Origin of the sequence: Micromonospora sp. NPDC051296, from assembly GCF_040682255.1 — a bacterium.
GTDB lineage: Bacteria > Actinomycetota > Actinomycetes > Mycobacteriales > Micromonosporaceae > Micromonospora > Micromonospora craterilacus.
The window spans coordinates 1-2,225 of record NZ_JBFBAO010000601.1 but is presented as its reverse complement, the minus strand read 5'-3'; the positions used below and the strand labels follow the sequence as shown (position 1 = coordinate 2,225).

The 2,225-nt window shown below is 60.1% G+C and carries 1 protein-coding gene; it reads right to left on the bottom strand.

The window, feature by feature from the left end:
• Positions 1–1,172: 1,172 nt before the first annotated feature.
• On the bottom strand, positions 1,173–1,616 hold the full coding sequence (locus AB0M52_RS33385; RefSeq protein WP_363961835.1) for a hypothetical protein: 444 nt from the start codon (positions 1,614–1,616) through the stop codon (positions 1,173–1,175).
• Between the last annotated feature and the right edge of the window lie 609 nt (positions 1,617–2,225).

Below are 2,225 nucleotides of genomic sequence, written 5' to 3'. Positions count from 1 at the left end.
GCCAGGGCGACAAGGTCGTTCGTCCAGCAGGGCGCTCCACCTTGTCGCCCTGGCCCTGGTCTGCTCCACGGTGTGTGGGTCGGCGGCAGACGGGATGGCCATAGGGTAGCGCGCGGCTTCGCAAGGAAATGCGGATTTGCCTAAAGGACTGGACACGCCGGCTGCTCTTTGATCCGCGTCTTCTCGCTGCGAGGTGTGAAGGAAGCGAGTGACTTCCCATACCAGGGGACAGCCGTTCGGTCGTTGCACGCCGACCGGTCACGGATTGAGGTGAGAGGTAAGGTTTTCAACCGCCCGTCACCCAGGTCAATAAGAGTAATTAGTTCTTCTCGCTCGTGTAATGAATAGATAGTCGTGGCGCTCGTTGAGTTGCCGACTAGGGCGGATTCAGCTGGTACCCACGGCCGGCCGTCTGCCAGCTGGAAGACGAATAGCATGGCTGGTGTAAGGAGAAAGAGTGGCAGTAGGCTGTTTGGTTTGAGTTCGGAGCCCATCCGCCGGAGAAAGGCGGACGTAACTATCGCCACCAAGGCCGATACTATGCAGCAGAATGTCCAAGATAGGGGCAGGGCGAAGACTGCCACCAGTGCGGCGATCCCAAATGGGAATATTACGCGAAGCGCCTCGCCTTCGGTTAGATGCTGGTTCGACCCTACCCTTTTTCCGAGGTGGATTATCGAATAAAGAAGGTAGAATGTGGATAGTGTTAGCGCCAAGGCCATCGCGGGTGGCATCAGAACCGCAAGCAGTAAGGCCTGTAGGTCTAGAGACCGTACAAGATGACGGTATACTGCCTCGTCTCCATTCGAGACTACATAAAGCTGCAATGCGGCTAGAAGTGCTGCGGCGAATGGGCCGAATACTAAGAGGTCTACCCAATGGCGCTGAATCCAGCCTTGCAGTGGTAGAGGCGTTGCGGGCCTCTGCCGGATCTCGTTGACCTGGGCGCTTTCGTTATCGTCTGGCACGTGCACCATCATGGCTGACCGGGTCGACACGTGGTTCGACCGCACTTACCATGATCATGCAGTCGCCAGGCCGTGCGACGCAGGCCAGTAGCAACCAAAGCTGACCAACCATGACTGACTGCGTCCGAGGTGATGGGACGTGATGTCCGTTTGGGCTGGCGACGCCTGGCAGCGTGATCAATACAACGCCCAGTAGTCGATGCGTCAGTGCAGTTCGAGTTCGTTGCGCCGATCGATCTCATCGAGTATCTGCTCGCGACGTCGCATGAGCTGACGGACGTGGCGCTGTTGGCCTTGGCCGAACATGCGCCGACCTGTCTCCCGCTCGGCTTGGACTTGCAGTGCCCACGCCTGGGTGAGGAGCGACGCGCCGGCGAAGATGGAGCCAACCACCATGGCAAAGCCGAGTTCACGGGTGGGCTCCAGGATCGAGAGAGGCGCTCCTGCGGCGAAGCTGCCGACGCATGTTCCGATGAAGATCTTGAACCAGCCCTGAGAGCTAATCCTGCGGGTGATGTGCATCCTGCCGACCGTGATGCCCCAGGTGTGCGTCGTGTCCGAGAAGATATCGGACAGCTCAATGTCGATCTCGTCAAGCTCTTTGTGGAGTGTTGGGAGATCCTGCTCCTCGTGGCCGTGCTCCAGCATGCGCACCTCCTGCGCGAGGAAGCGTAACGACGCGGCGCAAGTCTCTTTGCGAGTCGGACGCGAGGGGGACGTCGCCAAGATCGCCTGGTACACATCCGGTACAACCGAGAGCGACCAAGGGCGGCAAGCGTCGGCAAGTCTCGACAACTGCCGCCATTGTCACGGGACTGAACAGTCCGATTGGCGATGATCTCTTCCTGTCCTGGGTGTAAGGGGTTCAGATCGCCTCCGCTCGCCGGTCACGCCGTCGAGCAGCGGAGGCGCTGCCGGCGGTGCGACCAGTACAGCAGCGAAGTACAGCAACCGACGACACCAAACTGAACCACGGTGACTGCTACCAGACCGTCGACCAGCGGCGGCAGCCGAACGAGACCGCGTTGCCGATCTCTGGGGGTCAAGGGGTCGTCGGTTCAAATCCGGCCGTCCCGACAGGGTAAAAACGCAGGTCAGAGGGCTGGTCCGAAGCATCGGGCCGGCCTTTCTGACTTTCTGGGGACCACGCCGGTCAAGTGCGCCGTCCGGTAGCGCTGCTTGACCGTTGGTCAAGCCATGTAGCCCGTGTTGCCTGCCGAATTGTTCTCTTCGCGTCGTCAAGGCGGCCCGCATAGC

Bases quoted from the DNA above. Each gene is read 5' to 3' on its own strand.
- AB0M52_RS33385 (WP_363961835.1), bottom strand. From the start codon at position 1,616: ATGCTGGAGCACGGCCACGAGGAGCAGGATCTCCCAACACTCCACAAA.